This window comes from Nostoc mirabile CHAB5784, from assembly GCF_020829645.1.
In the GTDB taxonomy this organism is placed as follows: Bacteria; Cyanobacteriota; Cyanobacteriia; order Cyanobacteriales; family Nostocaceae; genus Nostoc; species Nostoc mirabile.
In genome coordinates this window covers 67571-90740 of sequence record NZ_JAIVFS010000019.1, presented here as the reverse complement: position 1 = coordinate 90740, position 23170 = coordinate 67571, and the positions used below count along the sequence as shown (strand labels likewise).

Below are 23170 nucleotides of genomic sequence, written 5' to 3'. Positions count from 1 at the left end.
ATTTGTAATACTTAATTAAGTTTTGTAACGGAGATTTAGCGCCAAACCGGAGCGGAAGTTTCCTTAAATGTGGATTTGCAAGACACACCCCGCCACTTGGAGTTTATGTTGACTTAAACTCCCAGAATTAGTTAAAAAAACTTCCAGCGTTATGGGGCAATAGAGTTAATTTGCAAAACCGAATTCAACATAACTGTTGTGGGGTGGGCGTTTTGTCCGCCCAGTATATGCGATATTTTTTTCCTCCCAACTTGGCAAATATTCACTATATGTGTGCCATAATGTCACGAGTCAACAGTCTATACCTAATTTTATGGCCCCAATACTAGGGCGCTTGATGTTTTTATGTTTACTAAGTAAGCGGTAAATATCGTTATGCAAGTACAGGTATAAAGTTATATTGCTTACAGAGAAAGGAGAAGAAAAAACTCCTGGAATGTCTCAAAAGAGCCTAGTTTAGTCTAAACCGAAGGCACAAAAAAATTTGTTCTATTGTAGTTACATTAAGAGGTTTTAATGAAGTTGTTGGATATACAAAATCGTAAAGTTGAATTACCCACTAATACAGATAATCAAAGGATTTCTGGTTTCCCAGAAGCTGGGTATCCACGTCCACAGTTACAGCGATCGCACTGGCTAAATTTAAACGGTGAGTGGAAGTTCGCTTTTGACGATGAAGGGCAATGTGTTCAACCAGGCGATATCCAGGGGTGGACTCATCATATACAAGTTCCCTTCGCTCCCGAATCTACCAAAAGTGGTATTGGTGATACAGGTTTTCATCCAAACTGCTGGTATGAGCGAGAATTTGAAACGCCTGAAGGTGACGGCAGATTACTATTGCACTTTGGGGCTGTGGATTATCGCGCCCGTGTATGGGTTAATGGTCAATACATGGTAGAGCATGAAGGGGGACATACTCCTTTCACGCTGGATATTACCGCAGTTTTGAATGACATCGGCATAACTAAAGTAACAGTCTGGGCCCAGGATGATCCTTGTGACCTTGCCAAGCCTAGAGGAAAGCAGGATTGGCAATTGGAACCGCACAGTATTTGGTATCCTCGCACCAGTGGTATTTGGCAAACAGTCTGGATTGAGCGGGTGGGTAAAACTTACATCGATCATATTCGGTGGAGTCCCGATTTCGAGCGGTGGGAAGTTGGTTGTTATGCTGCGATCGCAGGTGATGCGCCTGCTGGTATCCAAATCAAGGTAAAACTGAGCATTGGCAATACCGTGCTGGCAAACGATACCTATGAAGTGTTTAACGGAGAAATTGGCCGTCGCATTTCCCTTTCCGATCCAGGTATCGACGACTACCGCAACGAATTGCTGTGGAGTCCCGAAAAGCCCACTTTAATGGATGCCCACGTTGAACTTTGGTATAAAGATCAACTCTTGGATGAAGCAAAATCCTATACAGCAATGCGGACTGTGGGGATACAGCGCGATCGCTTTATGCTCAATGGTCGTCCTTATTATTTGCGCTTAGTTCTGGATCAAGGCTACTGGCCCGATTCGCTAATGACAGCACCGGACGATGGAGCATTGCGGCGCGATGTCGAACTCGCCAAAGCAATGGGTTTTAACGGAGTCCGTAAGCACCAGAAAATTGAAGACCCGCGATTTTTATATTGGGCAGATGTGCTGGGGTTGTTAGTATGGGAGGAGATGCCCAGTGCATATCGTTTCACACCTAAAGCAGTGGAACGCACGACACGAGAGTGGGCTGAGGTGATTAGGCGGGATATCAGCCACCCCTGTATCGTAGCTTGGGTAACGTTTAATGAATCCTGGGGAGTTCCGAATCTGGTTGAGACTGCGGCTCACCGAAACTACGTTTTGGCAATGTATCACTTAACTAAAACTCTCGATCCGGGCCGCCCAGTAATTGGCAACGATGGCTGGGAAAGTACAGATACAGATATTCTGGCTATTCATGACTACGACACCCACCCACAACGATTAGCTCATCGCTATGGGCCAGAAGTGAAGCTATCAGATTTGTTTGACCGGAAGCGTCCTGGAGGGCGCATCCTGACACTGGATAACTTTCCGCATCAGGGACAGCCAGTGATGCTGACTGAGTTTGGTGGCATTGCCTATGCCCCTGTTGATAATCCCGATGCAGATAAAGCTTGGGGATATGAGCGTTGCTCGAATATTTCCGAGCTAGAAATTAAATACGCTTCTCTGCTGGAAACGATTAATGATATCGAGTTGTTTAGCGGATTTTGCTACACCCAATTTACAGATACTTTCCAAGAAGCTAACGGTTTATTATACGCCGATCGCACGCCTAAATTTCCCATTGAGGCGATCCGCGCTGCGACCCTTTCAGGACAAGGATTATGTACTCCCACAAGCTGTTAAAGCCGGATGGTCGCCCACTGACCTTATACAGTCGATACCCGATTGCCGATAATATCATCGCCACTAGCCCTAGTAATGAACCAGTGCAGGCAAATCCCCACCTGCGCTGGCATCCTTTACGCGGTGAATGGGTTGCTTATGCTTCTCACCGTCAAGGGCGGACTTTCATGCCGCCCCCGGAATATAACCCCCTTGCACCTACTACGAAACCGGAGTTTCCTACAGAACTACCCCCAGGTAAGTATGATGTGGCGGTGTTTGATAATCGCTTTCCCTCAATGGCTCAAGTGGCACACGACCCGCCGAAGTGTATTGTGGAAACATTGCCTGCTAATGGGGCGTGTGAAGTGGTGGTTTTTGCTCAAAATGCCCAAGCTTCTCTTAGTTCTCTGGAATTGGAACACCTTGATTTGCTGTTGCAAGTGTGGGGCGATCGCACCCGCGTATTAGGAGCAAATCCCCAAATTCAGTACGTGCTGCCTTTTGAAAATAAAGGTGTAGAGGTGGGCGTGACTTTGCACCATCCTCATGGGCAAATTTACGCCTATCCCTTTACACCGCCAGTGCCAGCGCGGATGCTGTCAATGCAGCAGGAGTATTATGAAAAACATCGGCGGGGTTTACTACAAGACTTGATTCAGAAGGAAATTGCAGATAATCAACGGATTATTTATCAAGATGAGTATGCGATCGCATTTGTCCCGGTATGCGCTCGTTACCCCTATGAGGTTTGGATTGCACCAAAAGAACCAGTTGGCACTTTCATGGATCTTACCCCACAGCAACGTTGGGGACTTGCTAAGGCGTTAAAAACTGTCACTCTCAAATATGACGGCTTGTGGAATCGTCCATTTCCTTACTTGATGGCTTGGTTCCAAGCACCAACTGACGGTTTAGCGCATCCAGAAGCGCATTTACACGCCGAGTTTTTTCCACCATATCGGACAAGCGAAAGGTTGAAGTATCTGGCGGGAACTGAACTTGCAGCAGGGATGTTTGCCAATGATGCTTTACCGGAGGAGAAAGCTAAGGAGTTACAAGCTGTGGTGGTGAATATTGAAGAACCGATTTCTGCATAAAGAGGAATGGCACTAAGAAAAGGTGAAATTTCCTCAGGGTAGGGTGTAGAGTGTAAGAAAAAAGCAAGAAAAATAGAATGCTTGTGGGAACATTAATAAACTTCTTGATTACTACACCCCACACCCGATATCCCACACCCAAAAGCCTTATTAATAATAGGTTTGCCGTTATATTAGTGCCATTTTGCATAAAGGGAAAATAGGCAAACCAAAAATATTGGGTTAACATCAACCCAACCATGATATATCAAAAGATAAAAGATAAATAAACATGAAAATCAGAGGAATAAAACGCGGTCAAAATATAGAAATATTAGAGCAACTAAATAACATTCCCGATGGAACAGAAATAATTATAGACTTAGAATTTATTGAAAAACAACATATATCCGAACCAAAACTAAATTTAACACAAGAAGAGAGATTAGCTAAATTAAATAAATTATTTGGGGTGTGGAAAAATCAACCAGATTTAACAGAAATATTTGGAGAGATTGACCAACAACGTCATACTTACCAAGGTAGAAGCATAGACTCAATTGATAATCAGGATAACGGCTAGTGTATCTGTTAGACACTAACATTTACATTGCGCTTCTCAAATAAAACCCCCAAGCGGTGAAAAAATTTAATCGCTACTTTAGCCAATGTTATCTATAAAGATTTTACTAATATTTCTAACTTACAATTAGAGAACTGGTTAGAAAATTAGACATAGATTAATTGTACCATTTTGAATACCAACCTTAGACAGACGCAGACAGACGTAGATAAATTTGATAATCATCTGTATCTATACGTGTTTTTCTTATGAACGAAGAAGTCTCCAAAAAACTAGAGTTAATCAGGCAAACTTTGCGTGAAACTGAAGTGCAAGGCGTGCGCTTGCGCGGTACAGACTGGTTTGCTTGGGCAACAGGTGGCGCTTCTAACACAGTACTGCTGACTGCTGAAACTGGCGTAGCAGAAGTATTAGTAACTACTGAAGATGCTTGGGTATTGACGGATGAAATTGAAGCGCAGCGTCTTAAGGATGAAGAACTGCCTGCTAATTTTAAGGTGTACGTGAACCCTTGGGCTGATGGTGGTGCCCGTGAGTCTTTTGTTCGTGATGCAACTGGCAAAGGGAAAGCAGTTAGCGATCGCCCCATCTCCAATTTAGAACAGCCGTTACCCCCATCTCTGCAATCACACAAACGGGTAATGATGTCAAGTGAATTAGAACGATATCGCCAAGTTGGGCAAAAAGCTAGTCAGGCAATGACAGAAGTACTCAAAGCCGCCAAGCCAACTTGGACAGAATATCAGTTAGCGGGTGCGGGTGCAGAGGCATTATGGGCGAAAGGCTTACATCCGGCGCTGACACTGGTAGCGGGTGAGAGGCGTTTACCGCTATACCGTCATGCTACACCCACAGGAGAACAGATTGGACGGCAAGCGATGCTGGTGTTTTGCGCTAGAGGTTACGGTTTATATGCAAATCTGACTCGATTTGTTTGTTTTGGGGCGCTTTCAGACGAACGAGCCGAATTGCATTCCCATGTGCGCGAAATAGAAGCAGTAGTTTTGAATTTGTGTCAACCCGGAACCAGTCTGGACAGAGTTTATCACGCGCTAGCTCAGGCTTATGAACAGCATGGATTTCCCAATGCCATCCACGAACATCACCAGGGAGGAACCACTGGATATTTAGCGCGAGAAATCGTAGCAAATCCAACTACTACTGATACTTTGGCAGAAGGTATTGCTGTTGCTTGGAATCCTAGTTTAGCAGGGGCAAAAATTGAAGATACTTTTGTGATTTTGAAAGATGGAAAGTTAGAAAATCTGACTTTTGATCCAAATTTTCCTAATGTTGAGGTAGAAGGAAGATTACGCCCTGTACCTTTGTATAATTAAAAATTATGGATTTTCAACAAGTATTCGGTAAACCACCTGAAACTCAAGCTAGTGCGCCAGGAAGAGTAAATTTACTGGGCGAACATACAGACTATAATGATGGCTTCGTTCTTCCAACTGCGATTCCTCAATCCACGACGGTACAACTAGGTTTTAGTAGCGATGCCTGCGGCGGGCTACGCCTACGCCAGCATCACTTTTACTCAGAAAATCTCAACGAGCAAGTCAGCATTTCAGATATTCATCATACGCCCTCTGGATTCGCCAGTTATATTTTTGGCTGTATTGAGCTTTTGCAAAAAGCAGGCTACACAATACCATCACTTTCTGTATACGTCAAATCATCGGTTCCTATGGGTTCGGGTTTATCTAGCAGCGCAGCTTTGGAAGTGGCAACCCTCCGGGCATTACGCCAACTTTTGAACCTTCCCATTGATGATGTTGAAATCGCCCAATTCGCCCAGCAAGCAGAAATTCAATATGCTGGCGTGCAATGCGGCATCATGGATCAGATGGCTTCTAGCTTGGCTGACACTGAGCATATCTTATTTTTAGATACTCGGACTTTAGAACGCCGGGTGATGCCTTTGCCTGAGAAAGCGGAGATTTTAGTTATTGATAGCGGTGTACCGCGCACACTTGCAAGTAGCGGTTATAATCAGCGTCGCGCTGAGTGTGAGGAGGCGGCGCGATCGCTCGGAGTGAAAGCATTGCGAGATATTATCGATGTTAATGTAACAGAAGTATTACCCGAACCACTAGAGCGTCGTGCCCGTCATGTGGTTACAGAAAATAATCGCGTCTTGGAAGTATTGCAGGGAGTCACATCTGAGCGTTTTGGCGAATTGATGAACGCTTCCCACGCCAGCTTGCGAGATGATTACGAAGTTTCAGTACCAGCCCTAGATAGGTTAGTAGAGATTTTGCAGAAAACAGAAGGGGTGTTTGGTGCAAGATTGACAGGTGCAGGCTTTGGGGGGGCAAGTGTAGCTTTGGTTAAATCAGGTGAGAGCGAAAGTATTGCAACTCATGTCCTTGAACAATACAACCAAGCAGGTTACAACGGACGAATTTTGGTTCCTTCTTTGGGATTGAGTGATGCAGCCTAAGAGGATGTTTGAAAAGTCCTTTCGTTGGTAGCAAAAAGTTTTAGATCCCCCTAAATCCCCCTTTTCAAGGGGGACTTTGATTCTAATTCCCCCCTTTTTAAGGGGGGTTAGGGGGGATCAACAAGTGCCTAAAATCACAGCTAACCACTTTTCAAACAACCTCTAAAGTTGTTTATGGAAATGTTGCCTAATAATTTAAGGTAAAAGGTGAATATAAATATCTATATGGTGCTGTGGATTCAGCAGGCAATACTATTTTAGGGCTTACGCACTCTATAAACGAATGATCATATTTATTAAACCCAATCTCACCTAAATCATCTCAAACTCTAATTGATGACTCTTGAGAAAATCATGGGTGAAATGATCCAGCACATTTGTATCAGCTAGTTCCAAATTATAAAAATCTACAGCTTCATGATCAAAATAGGGGCCAGCGTGCCAAGTACCCTCATGTAGCTTGATAAAACAATTCCCCGGAATGCGGAAAGCAGCAATCTCTTCTAATGCTGGTTCATTCACATCATTATTAGGAGGACAAACTGCAATTAACCAATCCTTCCCTTCCAAAGAACCCAGACATTGAGTGCATTGCACATGGCGAGTAATTTTGTGAAACTTTTGCCCCCTCTTCTCCAACCGCATAATATAAAATCGTGGAATCCCGTTTTGCAGGTTTAACTGGGCATCTTCCACATCGTAAGCTTTGCCATCAAGACTTGCAAAAATCACCTGTCCATAACGCCGAAAGTTTTCAGAAGTCACCCATTGTGCTTGCAATTGTTGCACTGTCTTTGATGTACTCATATCAAACCTTTGAGATGCTTAGGTTTATTTTCCCCCAAAATAACCAATAATTATTAATTCATAATTCATAGTTAAAAAATTCAATTATGAATTAGTAATTATAAATTATGAATTATTTAGCTAGCTAAATAACTACGTACTTGTTCTTTTTGCCGTCGGAGGAGGCTGAGAGCTTTTTGCTCTATCTGACGCACCCGTTCTCGACTAATACCCATGCGATCGCCAATCTGTGCTAAAGAAAGTTCATATCCATCAGTCAGACCAAAGCGCAAGGTTAATATTTCTCGTTGCTGGGGAGACAGCTTTGCCAACAAGTCTTGTAAGTCTTGGTGAAGAGATTCTTCAACAGCATAGTCTTCGGGAGAAGGGCCATCATCCTCCAGTATGTCCTGCAATTCTGTATCTTGTTGTTCACCAACTCGCGCCTCTAAGGAGAAGGGTTGACGCGCTAAGTACAAACACTCTCGAACTTGGCTAGGTGTCAAAGATAACGCCTTAGCAATTTCAGCAGTAGTAGGAACCCTACCTAACTGTTGAGATAATTCTCGCTGCACCCGTTTAATTTTGTTCAGTTTCTCAAAGACGTGGATCGGTAAACGAATTGTCCGTCCTTGTTGAGCGATGGCTCTTGTGATTCCTTGACGAATCCACCAGTAAGCGTAGGTAGAAAACTTATAACCAAGAGCAGGATCAAATTTATCCACCCCTCGCTCTAAACCCAAAGTACCTTCTTGAATTAAATCCATAAATTCCAGGTTGCGGTGCTGGTATTTCTTCGCCACTGCTACCACTAACCGGAGATTAGCCTGAATCATTTTCTGCTTGGCTTGATGTCCTTGAGTTAGCTGTTTCTCTACCACCTCAACACTTAACTCCACCTGATCTGCCCATTCTTGCAACGTGGGTTCGTGGTTTAATTTCACAGCCAATTCTTCTTTAGCAGCTAGTAAATTCATCATCTGCTGCACTTGCTCGGCAAAAATAACCTCTTGTTCACGAGTCAACAAATCTACACGCCCGATTTCTTGCAGATAACTACGCACAATATCATCTGTAGCTCGAGGTTTTTTATCTGCGGCTAAACTTTTTTTCTTCGTTTTTTGAACTTCGGTAGGTGGAGATGTTAAGTTGCTCATGGTTATTTGCTCCTCTGTAACCTCATCAATTTATTGGTATCAAGTCTAGATATTCAGACCCATAGCCATTTCACACTGCTAATCAATCAATTAGCAATACTGATGAATTCTGGTCTATGATACATTACAAGTCAATTCTTGGAGATAATAAACCCAAAATCAACCCACTCCCTAATAATAACATCATCAGTAGTGACAAATCAATTACCTCAAGTATGATCACCATATCTTTTGAATCTATTACACTGCTTTATTATTGATATTTGCATATAGCAGTCCTAAATGATTCATAAACTTCTTTCCTTCTTTCCTTGGCGCTCTTGGCGACTTCTCTGCGAGACGCTACGCGTTGGCGGAAGCCTCTCGCAGAGAAGGCGGTTCGATAATCTTTACAACTCAAATAGTATTGCTATATTTTGAAATATAATTATGATTTATTTAATTTTTAAATACAGTATATGAAGAAATGAAAAATTGCCCCAAAAACTATTTTATTACAATAAACAAATTAAGAACACAAAACCCCTACAGTAGTCGTATTTAAAATTATTAAAACAAAAAATAACAATTTGTTTTGATAGCTAATATTTGGGTTATATTTTAATTTTATTTTTATTGAATATCAAGTTATTAAACATAAAATGCCCATTTTTTACCCCTAATTTTTTACTAAATAATCCAATCATATTAAATAAATCCGGATACGTAGAGGGCTAACCATGAAAAAAGCACTTCTCCAGCCTCCTCTACTTAAGAACAGCTTTCTTAGGAGCAGTTCAACTGGCGGTGCAGCAACCGCTACAAAGGAAACAAACAAGTCAAATCCTACCTCAACCAAGACAGCATAGCTGCCTTGCTTCTTGAAAGTCCAGTTAAATACTTGTAATTAGGGATTTAGGACGGCAAAGACGCAGGCATCTATGATAATTGCGCTTGTGTCATACTGCACGCAGACATCTGTATTGGGTGCAGTATTATCAATGTAATTACTCTTGGCGACATTTTATTGACTAAAAGTAGTAACATTGGTCACATTAACACCAAGGATAATACTTGGCAAGATAGCAACACCCGCGATCGCAAATAATTATCCTATTTTAAGAAAAGACTTACGTTTAGGGGTGGTTATTAAACAGCATAATTTCAATAACAAGATTCCCGACTTCTCCAAAAATGCAAAAATCATCTGAAACCCTTAACAAGAGGATATCTTATATCATGTCCGCATAATTAGTTATCATAACCACAGTCATTACACCCCACCCCCAACCCCTCCCCTTATTCTTGGGGAGGTGAGACAAAGCGACGATTGTCGGGGTGGCGTGATTCGGGTTTAATAAGCAATCAAGCGGACGTGATATTAAACCTTCCACGCTTACTAGTTTTCACCTTAAGTTGATATAAAAGCACAGTTGTGAATCGACACAGATGATTGACTTGTTGCAAAAATTTTTGGAAGATGGTACTGTGTTGCAATTTTAACCTAACTTTTCAAGTATCACTTTATTAGATATTGGTTAAGAAAAACATTCACCTCATTGGCGCATAACCCAACATTAACTATTTTTCCTGCAATTCTTGAGAATATCCAATCCTTGACCATTATTACGGGAGTCTGGATCAATTATAGATACATATATTTCATGTATACGACGATCTTTGGCGATCGCTAAAGCACATGCGGGTGTGCGTCCATGAAAAGAACAAGGTTCAAGAGTTACATACATTTTCAAGAAGTTGAAAGCTTTGCCTTGAATTTGGTTAAGTGCGTCAGCCTCAGCATGGTGTTTTCCGGGCGCTTGCGTGTATCCTTGGGCTACTATCTCTTGGGCATCTATGATTACACAGCCTACTGGTGGGTTGGGCAAACATTCTGGCAAAGCTTTTCGGCTTTGAGCTAAAGCAGCCAGCATAAATATTTCATCCATGTTTTAACGTAATTATCTAGATAAATTACATTACCAATAATTAATTATCTCTTACTAAAAAAGTTCTATATCAAAACTTAGTAACTGTCACACTAATACCAGAATCGAGTTTAGGAACCTTGAGATACTCAATTGGCTCAGTACTTTGAGAAGTTTGGGTATTTGTTGGCTTTTGACATTGCTTAAAGAAAGCGCCTGGGTTATTGATGAACTCAAGTGGGTTAATCTTTTGGCATCCTTGCTCCTCTACTAGCAAAATTGATTCAGCAGTTTCTTTGGGATTATTAGTCTGTCCGGTAAAATTACTCCATGTAGTGTTAATCGTGGCTGGTTCCGTCAATAAAACTCCAGCCTGATTGTAATCGCCTGTTATCATGGGAACATTTTCTTGGTTAGCATAGACACTCTGAGGGAGAACGAGTGTACTAATGACAAGGACTAAGGTGATGGAAGATAATTTCATAATTAAATACTCTTTACATTTAATGTTAGTTTAATAATTAAAATTGGCTAGATACAGAAAGCAAAAAATGGCAGCCTAGTTTTAATGCTTCAGATTAACACAGGTAGCAAGAAGTTTAGCTAAACTTCATTAAAAATATAGTGAAGTTTATTTAGTCAGATGTAGACTTTTGTCTCAAAGTAGGCAGTTGAGCAATCCATGCTCTAACCATGTCAGAATTTGACACTCGTCTGTTCTCTGCTTTCTACTGCAACTGTGCTAACTCATATTCTTTTAGCCGTATTAATAAGTAGGTCAGCCCCAACTCTTGGAGACGCTACGCGAACTAGGAAGTCAAAAGTTAACACTGAGCGACTTGCCTTGACTTGTACTGAGCATCTCGACTTGCGGACATGGAACCGTAGCCGAAGTAGCGCAGTCGAAAGGAGTCGAAGTGTCACGCATTCACGCAGTCAAAAATTTTGAACCCCATACTTCTCTTCTTAGGCTGCGCCCTAAGCGTAGCTATGCCGCAGGCTTTACGACTACGCTCAGTAACTATAAAGAAATTTAGTTGCTCTGTACCTTTTTATTTCTGGTCAACGGAAAACTTTGTTCTTGGCATAAAGCAGCAGTGAAAACGATTGCATCCTAGTTTATCTCTCTTCACATAGTTCGGTTTTATTGTGCAAACTTAGTTACTAGCCGTTTATCTCTCATGCGTGTTACCATACGGTTACACAGATAAGACAACATATATATTGTTAGATAAACCTTGGAAGGAGTATTTTGTGTCTATTGCAAAATACAAACAAGGCGATCGCAAGTTTACGGGTAAGCCTAAACGGGATATAAGCTCAACGGTTACTGTGCTGTCATTTCCACACATCAACCCACATCAAAAAAAGTCTTTCACTAGTCTGGGCAAATTAAACTGGTTGTGAGTCCTTACAAGTTCGATACTTATAATCACACAATTTGATTATCGTCATATCATGTCCGCTTAATTAGTTATTATTCCGGGCATCTATGCAAAAATATTAAAACTCTCTTTCCCCCAGCTAATAGCCCCCAGCAAAAACTGCGGTCTTAATGATAAGTCTTTTACCGGACATGATATCAGTCCCGTATCGTCCTCAAGATTGACCATTATTCCAAGTAAGAACTAATTATTGTTGAAAGCTTTTAAGCAGAAGATCACGTAAATATCCATCCAGTCTTTCTAAGCGTCTCTTTTCACTGTCCGAAGCCTACCTCTGAAGTGGTTCCATTGCTTGTAGGCTGGCACACTTGTTTTATTACTTACCCTTAAGCAATTAATTCCTCTTGTCTTTTCAGAATCAACAAACAGGCAGCGAATATAGTAGCATTTGTATGAATATTTTGTAAAGTTATCCAATTCAGTGTTCTTACATAATATGATGTTGATTATTAGATGATTAATCAATACTTCCGTCAGTAGTAACACAAAGCTAAGTTAACCAAAAAATCGGAAGCCACTCAATTAAGGAGAGATTTTTGAGTTATCCTGTTTTTGTTGTCAGGATAAGATCAAGCAATATCAGGTAAAGTTCGACTGATAAAACTATATACATGTGGAGGATAAAATTGGTGCATTTTAGTCAAATATCTTCAGTGAGCCAGGAAATACAGAAAGATTTTAGCTTCAAAATAATTGACTATTAATTAGCAAAATCATCAATATCTACACCTATCCATCAGAGGATCACTACCAAGCTCTAGTCAATTACTATTTAGTCTTTCGTAGATAAGTGGAAGCCAGATACTGCTAGTTAAGAATGTCTATTAGTTTACAAAGAAAGGTAGCGGGCAGAAGGCAGTCCCAATGAACAAGTTTCACAACCAAGCATGAAAGTGGTCTTTCCCCACTCACCACTCACTACTCACCACTCCCTACTCCTGCCTCCTGAATTCACCTCTTGAACAACCTCAACAAAAAGGCATTAGCTGACAATCAACGCAGATATTACCATAGCAAAGTAGACTCCAGTGCTAGTGTCGGTAAAATACTGAGAAATATCTCCTGTAAGTAAATCAACTTTTTTATAAAATTTGTATATATTATGACGATGGAATCTTTGCCACAGTTTGAAGAAGTAAATATTCAGAAATACTTAGAAGTTATCCGACGCCGTTGGCTACCTCTAGTCGGAATTTTTGGCATAACTGTTACCCTTGGATGCTTGTATGCATTTTCACTAAAACCCTCATACAAAGCTGAAGGAAGTTTGATGATTAAAACAAATCGCTCTTCCTCACTCACAGGGTTACCGCAAGACATAGGACGCTTAGAAGCTTTAAATGTGAATGACAATCCCCTGGAAACTCAGGTGAGAGTTATTGGATCAAATCCAGTGATTGAGAAAACAATTAATTCCCTTAACCTCAAAGATAGCAAAGGCAAACGGCTGTCGATTCCCGATTTGGCAAAAAAACTTAAAATAGAAGGAATCAAAGGCACTGATGTTGTACAACTTTCTTATAAAGGCAGTGATCCTGAACTGGCTGCCAAAATTGTCAATGAAGTTATCGACAGTTATATCGACCTAAATATCAAAGCTAATCAGAATGAAGCACTGACAGCCAAAGAGGTTCTCGTAACGGAAGTACCCAAAGCTGAGGAAATTGTCAGAAGAGCCGAATCAAAACTGCGGCTATTTAAAGAAAAGAATAAAGTTGTTGTCTTGGGACAAGAAGCAAGCGCAGCAGTTGATACGATTTCCAAGTTAGGAAACCAAATTTCCCAAGCTTTAGCTCAACTAGATGATGTCAAAGGTCGTTTAGAACAGTTACGCAGTGAAGCTAAGATAGATTCACAGCAAGGTGTAATCGCATCTGAATTGACTCAAGCACCTGGAGTTCAGAAAGTGTTTGCCCAACTCCAAGACACAGAAAGCCAACTGGCACTAGAGCGTACACGTTTTTCACCTGAACACCCTACAATTACTAACTTACAAGAAAAAGTCGTAGCTCTTCAGAGCTTGCTAAAAGAGCGGATAGGACAATTCGCTGGTACAGGGCAGATAACAGAGGGAAGTTTGCAGGTTGGACAACTGCGGCAAAGCTTAATAGCAGATATTACTCGTGCTCAGGCAGAACGCGTCGGTCTAGAAAGACAAATTGCCACACTTTTGCGACAGCAAGATGCCTATATCAAACGAGCAAATAATTTGCCAAAGCTAGAACAGAGTCAACGAGAACTAGAACGGAAGCTGCAAGCAGCTCAAACGACTTACGAAACACTCTTAAAGAAACGCCAAGAAATTGATATTGCACAGAACCAAAAGATTCCTAATGCTCGTGTCATTTCCTATGCTTTAACCCCCGATAAAGCAGAAGGGCCTCGCAAAATCCTGTTTATTGTTGGTGGAGGAGGAGTTGGTCTTTTCTTAGGTATCATTGTTGCCTTTGGTTTAGACTTAGTAGACCGCTCGCTCAAAACGGTCAAAGAAGCCAAAGAAGTCTTAAAATACAGTGTTTTGGGAGTGATTCCGACACAAGCTAGAAATGGTAAAGATAATTCTTCTATAGCAGGAATCGATAGAGCTATTCCCAAAATCATTGGCAGAGATATTCCTTACTTCCCTCTTGGTAACGCATACCAAGTACTACAAGTGAACTTGAAGTTTCTCTGTTCTGATAAACCGCTAAAAAGTATTGTAATCACAAGTTCCGTTGCCAAAGAAGGAAAGTCTGACGTATCTGCAAATTTAGCTGTGACTATGGCTCAGGCAGGGCGGCGGGTCTTGTTGGTGGATGCAGATATGCGTAATCCCATGCAGCATCATATCTGGGGGCTAACAAATGCAACAGGGCTAAGTAATGCCATTGCTGGTCAAGTTTCTTTAGATGCAGCAATACAAGAAGTAATGCCTAATCTTGAGGTTCTTACTTCTGGAATCTTGCCTGCTAATCCAGTAGCAATGCTAGATTCTCAACGCATGGCAACATTAATTAGTAACTTTGGGATTGATTACGATTTTATAATTTTTGATACACCTCCTTTGTCAGGAATAGCAGATGCTGCTGTTTTAAGTACCCTCACTGACGGAATCTTATTAGTCGTTCGTCCTGGAGTAGTTGACTTGAACAGTGCGAATTCAGCTAAAGAGTTTTTAACTCAGTCAGGTCAGAAAGTGTTAGGGATAGTCATCAATGGTGTGAATACCAAAAATGAACCTAATAATTATTTTTATGAGAACAAAAAGCAACAAATTGAACAAGATTTAGTATCTAGCAGCTTAACAAAATTTTCCAAAGAGCGTTAATTAGACAAATTGCAAAAGTGAAGGTTGCTGCAAGTAAATTAACCTATCTTATTCCTGATTATGGAGGCATTCTTACATGGATAAAATTAAAACATCTTGTTTAATTAATAACTACAATTATGCTGAATTTGTTTTAGAGGCAATTGATAGTGCTTTAAATCAAACGGTTAAATTTGATGAAATTATTATTGTTGATGATGCATCTACAGATAATTCTGCGGAAGTTATCGATAAATTTGCTCAATTAGACAATGTTAAATGTATCTTTAAAGAAAAAAATCAAGGACAATTATCATCCTTTAATGAAGGTTTTTTAGCTGCAACCGGAGAGATTATATTTTTTTTAGATGCTGATGATATTTATGAACCTCAATATTTAGAAAACGCACTAAATTTTTATAGGAGACGTACTGAATGTGATTTTATATTTTGTGCATATAAGAAGTTTGGGGCAGTGGAAGGAATATTTCAAACTGATGCAGTTGATTTAGATTTGGGTTATTCAGTAATCAGAACTTTATGCAATGGTGAATGGATTGGCTCTATAACTTCAACATTATCAATACGTAGAGAAATAATCAGAAAAATTTTACCTATTCCAAATATAGAAGATTGGCGTGTGAGGTCTGATGACTGTCTGGTATGGGGAGCCTCTTTGGTAGGGGCTAAAAAGTTTTATATGTCTAAACCTTTAGTGATGTATAGAATACATGAAAATAATCAATATCATAACAATAAGTTTTTAGATACAGACAAAAACTATGAATATAAAAGATTTTGGAAACGCAATTCCTTATTTAATTACATTCTTCACAAAAATAATTTGAGTTTACCGTTATTATTGGCTTTCACATCTCTTGAGGAGCTAAAAACAATCCCATGTCCCAAATTTCAGGATTTTATTTCATATTTGAAAATAATTTTTTTGTTTGAACATAATTTGTATTGGAAAATCAAGGGTATTGTTTTGTTATTCAGCTACTTTATAAAAATTTTGATGTCTGGCAAATTCAAAAAATAGTAACTAATAATTATCTCAAATTCTGGCTTAACTTATTCTATTTTGAATAATTTAGGAAGCTAGCAAAATTCATAAATAGTATTACATGGTTAAATTAAATGGCAATGCTAAGTAAATTTAGGCTTCAAAGCTTATCACAATTTAAATCTAGTTCTGGTCTGCGTGCAATTATTGCCAATACAGGTTGGTTGTTTGCTGACCGCATTCTCCGTATGGGTGCAAGCTTGGTTGTCGGAGTATGGGTAGCACGCTATTTAGGAGTACAGCAGTATGGTCTGTTTAACTATATTTTAGCCTTTGTTAGCTTATTTACTCCGATTTTTACTCTAGGACTAGACGATGTAGTAGTTCGCCATCTTGTGCGTCAATCATCAAACAAAGATGAAATTTTAGGAACCACTTTTTGGCTAAAGTTGCTGGGTGGAATTGCTTCTGTCTTATTGACAGTTAGTGGCATGTTTTTCTTAGGTGAGCATGAAACACTGAAGATATGGCTAGTTGCAATTTTAGCAATGGCAGGAATTTTTAGAGCAGCTGATACTATTGAACTATGGTTTCAATCACAGGTGGAGTCGAAATACACCGTGATTGCTAAGAATATAGCGTTTCTGCTAAATAGTCTCATTAAAATAGCACTGATTTTAACAAAAGCCCCATTGTTAGCTTTTGCTTGGGTAACATTAGCAGAATTTGCAATGAGTGCAATTGGTTTGCTGATTGTTTATCAAGTCAAAGTATCTTCATTATTGTTATGGCGTTGGAGTTTTTCTACTGCCAAAACTCTTTTGAAAGAGAGTTTACCTCTGATTTTTTCGGGGTTCGCTATCATGATTTTTATGAAAATTGATCAGGTAATGTTAGGTCAAATGACCGGAAATAATGAGGTTGGAATTTATTCTGCTGCTGTCCGTATTTCAGAAATTTGGTATTTTATTCCGGCGGCTATTGTCTCTTCGGTTGCTCCTTCAATTTATGCGGCCAAAGAAAAATCAGAAAGTCTTTATTATCAGCGAATAGGACAATTACTTCGTCTCCTTACATGTATATCTTTTGCAATTGCTCTGCCAATGACATTCCTCTCCGGCAAGATAATTATGGTGATGTTTGGAAATGGATATGCAGAAGCGGGGCCAATACTAGCAATCCATATTTGGACTTCTTTATTTGTATTTATGGGTCTTGCAACATCACCTTGGTTTATTGCTGAAGGTTTGAACCACGTTTCTTTAGGTAAGAATTTATTTGGGGCGATACTAAATATCATTCTTAATTTCTTGCTTATTCCTAAATATGCAGGCTTTGGGGCTGCGATCGCAACCATAATATCTCAAGCTGCTGCTGCTTTTGTGTGCAATGCATTTGATTCAAGAACACAAAAAATATTTAAGATTCAGGTGCGATCGCTTATTCCATTTTATAAGTATTAATAGTTCTTATCTAAGCTTTGAATATCAACAAGGGCATTAGCCAAATTAATCAAAAATGCAAACACCAGTAACTTTTATTATTTTCAAGCGTCCACAAATAACAGAGAAAGTTTTTGAAGCTATTCGCCAAGCCAAGCCAACAAAACTTTTTGTAATTGCAGATGGCCCCCGCACTGATCGCGAAAATGAAGCAGAAAAGTGTGAAGCAACTCGGGCAATTATTGAAAGAGTTGATTGGGAGTGCGAAGTTATCAAGAATTATTCTGATATCAACTTAGGCTGTGCAAAACGAGTATCTAGTGGTTTAGATTGGGTATTCAATAATGTTGAAGAGACAATTATTTTAGAAGATGATTGTATCCCTCACCCAACATTTTTTAGATTTAGTGAAGAACTGCTAGAAAAATATAGGAACGATACCAGAGTTGCCACAATCTCTGCTCAAAATCTTCAATTCGGACGAAAGCGCACAAATTACAGTTACTATTTTTCTCGCTACAATCACTGCTGGGGTTGGGCAAGTTGGAGGCGTGCTTGGCAACATTATGATTTGACGATCAAACTTTGGAAAGAGGTGCAAGCAGAAAACCTTTTACATGACATTCTTGTAGACCCAAAAGCAGTAAGTTATTGGCAACGAATATTTCAGTCTGTTTATAACAATCCTACAGGTATAACCTGGGATTACCAATGGACATTTGCTTGTTGGATGCAGGGTAGCTTAAGCATTATTCCCAATGTCAATTTAATCTCTAATGTTGGTGTTGGTGCCGACGCGACTCATTTCACTTCCAACCAAGAATTTTCATTCATCAATATGTCGATGCAAGCGATGGAATTTCCCTTAAAAGATCCACCATTTATTGTGAGGAATCTAGAGGCAGATAACTTTACACAGAAAACAGTATATAAAGCAACTGTATTGGATATTTTTAAAGAAGAAGTAAAGAAAAGATTGAATTACTCAGCGATGAAAAAATAGTGATATATTTAGTAAATTAATAAATTAAATATCAGCCATGAAGGTAAAATTAACAGAAAAAATATTAGCTATATTGTTATTAATAATTGCTGTAGGAGCATTAACAATACATCCTGCACAAGAAATTTCCATGTCTACCCTTGGAGGCGATAAGGTAGATACTTTTTTCAATATAGTTTCATATTCAATCTTATTTTATTTCCTAATTTCATACTGGAAAGGTTTTATTTATGTAATTACCAAAAGTCCATTACAGTTTTTTTTCTTAGCAATAGTTATATTTTCTATATTGTGGTCAGAAGACTTGAGTTCTACTCTAAAAGATATCAAAGGTCTAATCCGAATATATTTTCTTGCAATCTATTTGGCAATCCGTTATCCCCTTAGGGAACAAATGAGGCTAATAGCTTGGGCGCTTGGCGTATCTGCATTATTATCTATGATATTCTCTGCATTCATACCAGGTTATATTCATATATCGCCTGAATTAGTAGATATGTGGAGCGGAATTTATGGTCATAAAAACGAATTAGGTTACATGATGAATTGGAGTGCAGGAGTGTTTTTACATCTTGCCCTTAGTAGTTATCGATATCGCTGGTTAATGTGGGCGCTATGTGGGTTATCTATATGTCTAATTATCCTTACACGTTCAACAACATCTTTGGCGATCCTATTGACAATGATATTACTTTTACCTTTTTACCAATCCTTTAAAAAAACTAATTATAAATTACAAGTTATTATGATAACTTCAGCTTTAATGTTACTCATTATTGTTTCAATATTACTAATCAATAATGCTGAAACTGTAGTTGGTACTTCTGGTAAAGACCTTACCTTGAATGGGCGCTCTGATCTCTGGGAATTAGTGATACCTAAAGTTTTGGAAAGACCTTGGCTAGGTTATGGATATTCTGGATTTTGGACTAGTAATGCTGCATCTAATCTGAGAGCTACTTATGATTGGGCAAGCAATGCTCACAATGGCTTTTTACAACTATTGTTAGAATTAGGATTTTTAGGTTTCTTAACTTTTGCAGCAGGATTTATCCGGTTCTTCGTAATGGCACTGACTCGAATTGTTTCAGTGGCAGAAAAACCGGAAGATTATTGGCCAATGCAGATGCTAATTATCATCGTCATAGTGAATTTCTCAGAGGCAAGATTATTAACTCCCAGTTGGAATTGGTTGATGTATATCACAACCTCTCTGTCTCTAACTCTTAGTTTACAGCAGGCGCGAATATATAAATAGGTAAATACTTTACATACTTAGATAATTGAAAGGAGAAAAAGCATGAAAAAGTTAAATTTTGGATGCGGACATAGATTTTCATCTGGATGGATAAATATAGATTTTAATTCTGAGCATCCTGAAGTAATTGCCCATAACTTATTGCAACCACTTCCATACCCCAAAGATTATTTCGATGTGATTTATAGCAGTCATGTCCTAGAGCATTTTTCTAAAGACACAGGAGAAATGCTAGTGAAAGAATGCTATAGAGTTCTAAAACCTCAAGGGATTTTACGCATCGTTGTTCCTAACTTAGAGCGAACATGCCGTGAATACTTAAGACTTATCGATAGTATTGAAAATGAGGAATCGAGGAAACAATATGAATGGATTATTATTGAGTTAATCGACCAATTGGTTAGAACAGAACATGGTGGGTTGATGAAAACTTATTGGCGACAAGTGCTTGAAAACAATGATGAATCATCCATAAACTATGTACAAGCAAGAACAGGTGTGAATATCAAAGAAGAAATTGCAACTAATAATACTAATTCTGTGTTGCAAAAGGTATTTAGTATAAATCAAAATAAACTCAAAAACAAATTTAAATACCTCTATATTGACATGGTAAAGAGGTTGATACCACGCTATGTCCGCAAGTCTATGATAGATGAAACCTCCCTTGGGGAAAAACATAAGTGGATGTATGATAGCTATAGCATGAAAACCCTTTTTGAAAGAGTTGGTTTTTCAAATATTGAATTTCTGGATGCCCATACAAGTAAGATTATAAACTTTAGTAATGAAGTCTTAGATATTAATCCTGATGGAACAGTATATCTACCAGGCTCGTTATATTGTGAGGGCATCAAGCCAAATAAATAATACTGATTATCTGCGATAGAGAAACAGTATTAGGACTTACGCAAACTCTACGATTCTTCTCTACGAGACGCTCCGCGTTGGCGGAAGCCTTTTGCAGAGAAGGCGGTTTGATAAATTAAGCTTTTTGGCACTTTTTGCGTAACCCCTAAGTATTATCAAGTAGATTTTTTCAAGTTAGATAGTAGTAATATGAACGTCTTGCTTCTTAGCAGCCAGGATGTGGCTGGTGGTGCGGCTCGTGCTGCATATCGCTTGCATAAAGGGTTACAAAATATTGACTTACAATCACAAATGCTGGTGCAAGAAAAATCTACTGATGACAAAACAGTAATTGCGCCTAAGATCAGATTATTTCAAGGCATCGCCAAGGCAAAGTTGACATTTGAAACTTTACCTTTAAAGCTTTATTCTCAAAAGCAAAATACTCCATTTTTTATTCAATGGTTGCCAGATAGAATTATTTCTCAAGTTGCTCAGATTAATCCAGATATCATCAATTTGCATTGGATTAGCGCAGCTTTTATGCAAATAGAAACTCTTGCTAAACTAAAGCGCCCTTTGGTTTGGACAATTCATGATATGTGGGCATTTACTGGAGGATGCAGCTATGCTGGAGATTGCTCCCGTTACCAAATCTCTTGTGGAGCTTGTCCTCAACTGAGCAGCAAAAAGGATGGGGATTTATCCCATTGGGTATGGCAACGTAAAATCAAAGCTTTGAAAAATTTGAATCTGACAATCGTTTCACCAGGTTCTTGGTTAGCCGAATGTGCTAAGTCTAGTTCTCTATTTAAGAATTTGCGAATTGAAGTAATCCCGAATGGGCTGGATACTCAGAAGTTTAAACCTGTTCATCAAGGTTTAGCGCGAGAATTATTGAATTTACCTCTGGATAAACAACTCATTCTATTTGGAGCGCTAGATGCAACCAATGACTGTAGAAAAGGTTTTCATTACTTGCAACCAGCATTACAAGAATTAAGCAAATCTGGCTGGAAAGATAAGTTGGAGATCGTTATTTTTGGTGCATCTAAACCCGAAAATCCACCTGAGTTGGGTTTCAAGACACACTATTTGGGACACTTACACGATGATATATCTTTAGCAACTGTTTACTCAGCAGCTGATGTGATGCTTGTACCGTCTCTTCAAGAATCTTTTGGACAGACAGCTTCTGAATCACTCGCCTGTGGTACTCCAGTTGTAGCGTTTAATTCTACTGGCTTAAAAGATATTGTTGATCATCAGCAGAACGGCTATTTGGCTAAACCTTATGAAGTTGAGGATTTTGCCAAAGGAATTACTTGGGTACTTGAAAATGAACAGAGGCTGCAAAAGCTGTCATTTTATGCTCGTCAGAAAGCGGAACAAGAATTCACTCTGGAACTTCAAGCACGTCGTTATTCAGCTTTATTTCAGGAAATATTGATCATAGCAAAGAAATCTTCATTTAGTAATTAACCTAGTAAATCAATACTTCATAATATGTCACTACCTATAGCTTTTATAATTTGTACAGAACCTGGGCGTTTAGAAGGTCAATCTTTAATGCTTGCAGAAAGTATTCGTAAGTTCTGCGGCGAATTGAAAAATACACCTATATATAGTTTTCATCCTAGAGTAGGTGAACCGATATCAAAGCAAACCCAACAAGCGTTTGAAGCCTTGCAGGTGATTCATCAACAAGTTCCTATAAATCGAGAATTTCATGAATATTATTTAGCTAATAAACCCTTAGTTTGTGCCTATGCAGAACAAAATATCGATGCAGAAATATTAGTTTTTTTAGACAGCGATAAATGCTTTTTTTGTGAACCAAAAGAATTTTTATTGCCAGTAAATTGTAACGTAAGGATGCGTCCTGAGTATGGTCAAGGAATTGGTTCTACAGGTCTACAAGATCCTCAAGAATGGTACTGGCAAAAGCTATATGAAGTGCTGGGGGTAAAGCGTGAGGTATTTGTTGAGACACCAATTGGTAATAAAAAAATCAGAGCCTACTGGAATTCTGGCTTGGTTGTTGTGAGAAGGAGCGCAGGTATATTTACAGCTTGGAAAAATAATTTTGAAAAAGTAATGCGGCTGGATATTACTCCTCCTCAGGGTATTTATTTTGTTGAGCAGTCTGTTTTGTCTGTAACTTTATGTGCCTTAGAAGAAAAAGTCGAACATCTTCCTCCTAATTATAGTTATCCATTACCTTTACATAACCGTTTATCAAAAGAACTAAAAATTAAAGATTGGGATGATATTATATCCATTCATTATTTCAATTTATTCTTCTACAACGATTGGAATGCACAAATCAAAAACTTGAAAAAACTTAATAATAATTCAGCTAAATATCGATGGTTGTGTCAAGAGGTTGTCAGACTCAATATGCCTCGTGTATCAGTTTGGCATCGATATATGTTGGTAGTCAGAAGAATGGAACAAAAATTACAAAGTTTTAATCTAGATATTAACCTGAGTAGCTGGATAGAAAGGATGGCTAAACTTTAAACCTAATCGAAAATAAGTATTTATTGCTCTGAAAATGAAGATAAG

General features: G+C 39.0%; 18 protein-coding genes and 1 pseudogene. 14 read left to right on the top strand and 5 right to left on the bottom strand.

The annotated features are described in order from the left end of the window. Positions 1-516: 516 nt before the first annotated feature. The 5 genes from LC653_RS14945 to galK all read left to right on the top strand — a co-directional run bounded on the left by LC653_RS14945 (position 517) and on the right by galK (position 6463). A complete protein-coding gene (locus tag LC653_RS14945; protein ID WP_229495218.1) occupies positions 517-2376 on the top strand; it encodes a glycoside hydrolase family 2 protein in 1860 nt (619 codons plus the stop codon). Then, positions 2355-3455, top strand: coding sequence for a galactose-1-phosphate uridylyltransferase (galT, locus tag LC653_RS14940; RefSeq protein ID WP_229495217.1), 1101 nt, complete (start codon positions 2355-2357; stop codon positions 3453-3455). The genes LC653_RS14945 and galT overlap by 22 nt, the downstream gene beginning before the upstream one ends. A gap of 271 nt (positions 3456-3726) precedes the next feature. Next, positions 3727-4017, top strand: a complete 291-nt coding sequence (locus LC653_RS14935; protein ID WP_229495216.1) for a hypothetical protein — start codon at positions 3727-3729, stop codon at positions 4015-4017. A 248-nt stretch (positions 4018-4265) separates the two neighbouring features. After that, entirely contained in the window at positions 4266-5354 is a 1089-nt protein-coding gene (locus tag LC653_RS14930; protein WP_229495215.1) for a M24 family metallopeptidase, read from the top strand. A gap of 5 nt (positions 5355-5359) precedes the next feature. After that, positions 5360-6463 carry a galactokinase gene (galK, locus tag LC653_RS14925; RefSeq protein WP_229495214.1) on the top strand — a complete coding sequence of 368 codons (1104 nt, stop codon included), beginning with the start codon at positions 5360-5362 and terminating at the stop codon, positions 6461-6463. Positions 6464-6775: 312 nt separating this feature from the next. On the opposite strand, the gene LC653_RS14920 is transcribed toward galK, so the two are convergent. The 5 genes and pseudogenes from LC653_RS14920 to LC653_RS14905 form a co-directional block, all read right to left on the bottom strand. Further along, a complete protein-coding gene (locus tag LC653_RS14920) occupies positions 6776-7270 on the bottom strand; it encodes an ureidoglycolate lyase (RefSeq protein WP_229495213.1) in 495 nt (164 codons plus the stop codon). Between the two features lie 116 nt (positions 7271-7386). Then, entirely contained in the window at positions 7387-8406 is a 1020-nt protein-coding gene (locus tag LC653_RS14915; protein WP_229495212.1) for an RNA polymerase sigma factor, RpoD/SigA family, read from the bottom strand. 886 nt (positions 8407-9292) lie between these two features. After that, a pseudogene (locus LC653_RS47320) lies at positions 9293-9397 on the bottom strand (DUF3172 domain-containing protein); the annotation flags it as partial. Positions 9398-9962: 565 nt separating this feature from the next. Next, entirely contained in the window at positions 9963-10334 is a 372-nt protein-coding gene (locus LC653_RS14910) for a deaminase (protein WP_229495211.1), read from the bottom strand. A gap of 70 nt (positions 10335-10404) precedes the next feature. Next, positions 10405-10797: a hypothetical protein gene (locus tag LC653_RS14905; protein WP_229495210.1), complete on the bottom strand. Its 393-nt coding sequence runs from the start codon at positions 10795-10797 to the stop codon at positions 10405-10407. 770 nt (positions 10798-11567) lie between these two features. On the opposite strand from LC653_RS14905, the gene LC653_RS14900 reads away from it, so the two are divergent. The 9 genes from LC653_RS14900 to LC653_RS14860 all read left to right on the top strand — a co-directional run bounded on the left by LC653_RS14900 (position 11568) and on the right by LC653_RS14860 (position 23125). Next, on the top strand, positions 11568-11720 hold the full coding sequence (locus LC653_RS14900; protein ID WP_229495209.1) for a hypothetical protein: 153 nt from the start codon (positions 11568-11570) through the stop codon (positions 11718-11720). Between the two features lie 1140 nt (positions 11721-12860). Beyond that, positions 12861-15065, top strand: coding sequence for a GumC family protein (locus LC653_RS14895; protein ID WP_229495208.1), 2205 nt, complete (start codon positions 12861-12863; stop codon positions 15063-15065). A 76-nt stretch (positions 15066-15141) separates the two neighbouring features. Next, a complete protein-coding gene (locus LC653_RS14890; RefSeq protein ID WP_229495207.1) occupies positions 15142-16086 on the top strand; it encodes a glycosyltransferase family 2 protein in 945 nt (314 codons plus the stop codon). Between the two features lie 104 nt (positions 16087-16190). Continuing rightward, entirely contained in the window at positions 16191-17513 is a 1323-nt protein-coding gene (locus LC653_RS14885; RefSeq protein ID WP_229495237.1) for a flippase, read from the top strand. A gap of 55 nt (positions 17514-17568) precedes the next feature. Next, the gene (locus LC653_RS14880; protein WP_229495206.1) at positions 17569-18495 is read left to right on the top strand and encodes a glycosyltransferase family protein; all 927 of its coding nucleotides are present in this window, start codon (positions 17569-17571) and stop codon (positions 18493-18495) included. Between the two features lie 37 nt (positions 18496-18532). Continuing rightward, complete coding sequence (locus tag LC653_RS14875) at positions 18533-19753, top strand: O-antigen ligase family protein (RefSeq protein WP_229495205.1); 1221 nt, start codon at positions 18533-18535, stop codon at positions 19751-19753. 42 nt (positions 19754-19795) lie between these two features. After that, positions 19796-20623, top strand: coding sequence for a class I SAM-dependent methyltransferase (locus LC653_RS14870; protein WP_229495204.1), 828 nt, complete (start codon positions 19796-19798; stop codon positions 20621-20623). Positions 20624-20812: 189 nt separating this feature from the next. Continuing rightward, entirely contained in the window at positions 20813-22084 is a 1272-nt protein-coding gene (locus LC653_RS14865) for a glycosyltransferase family 4 protein (protein ID WP_229495203.1), read from the top strand. Positions 22085-22108: 24 nt separating this feature from the next. Beyond that, positions 22109-23125 carry a GT-B fold glycosyltransferase domain-containing protein gene (locus LC653_RS14860; protein ID WP_229495202.1) on the top strand — a complete coding sequence of 339 codons (1017 nt, stop codon included), beginning with the start codon at positions 22109-22111 and terminating at the stop codon, positions 23123-23125. The last annotated feature ends 45 nt before the right edge of the window (positions 23126-23170 follow it).